General features: G+C 65.8%; 1 protein-coding gene. It reads right to left on the minus strand.

All coding sequences use genetic code 11. The annotated features are described in order from the left end of the window. Positions 1–814 (minus strand): DUF1302 domain-containing protein (locus BN1127_RS21065; RefSeq protein WP_042648397.1); only part of this gene is annotated, 814 nt, incomplete at both ends.

The following is an 814-nucleotide window of genomic DNA, read 5'->3' on the forward strand; positions in this document are numbered from 1 at the left end:
CCCGGCCACGTCCTTGGAGAGGCTCAGGCCGAAGATGTCGATGTCGTCGCCATAGGCCATGGAGTAGCTGGTGGTCGAGATCGAATTGCGCAGGTTGAGGATCGGGTTGGCGGTGGCACCACGGACACTGAGGCCACGGGCATCGAGCACCGCCTGGGGCAGGATGTCGGCGGTGCGGCGGTAGAAGGCCCCCAGGGTCGCATCCAACACCTCGGGGGACCACTTGGCCATGATGCCCCAGTCACCGTGCTTGCCCGGCTCGATGTCATCCCCCCGGCGAATGTTGCTGAGGGTGCCGCTCGGTCCGGCGAGGCCCGGCCCGCCGGTGTGGCCCAGCAGGAAGGACTGGGCACCAAAGCCCACCAGATCCGAGCTGCCATAATAGGTACCGGCTTCCGGCAGGCGGGCGGCGTTCCAGTCCAGGAAGTACTGGGCGGCGAAGGTCCACTCCGGGTTCAGGGTGAAGGAGGCTGAAACCTGGTTGCGGGGCACGAACAGCTCTTTCGCTTCCGTCCCCGGGGAGGCCGCCAGCTTCGCGAGATCGAGCCCCGACTGGCCATAGCTGAGGGCGTGTACCGGGCTCAGCAGGGTTTCTCCCCAGTAGAGGTTGTGCTGACCTATCTTGACCCCGAGCAGGGACTCGTCACCCAGCTCCATGTTGTGGAACACGAAGGCGTCGAGCAGCTCACCGGAGGGGCCATGGTAATAGCGGTCGGCATAGTCGCTCAGATGACGGTTGCCCGCCACCGGGGGCTGCCCGACGATACCGGAGCTGGCGCTGTTGCCGTTGATGAAGGGGTTCTCGTCAGCGCCG

The sequence above is a fragment of the Aeromonas media genome, from assembly GCF_000819985.1.
Taxonomy (GTDB): Bacteria; Pseudomonadota; Gammaproteobacteria; order Enterobacterales; family Aeromonadaceae; genus Aeromonas; species Aeromonas media.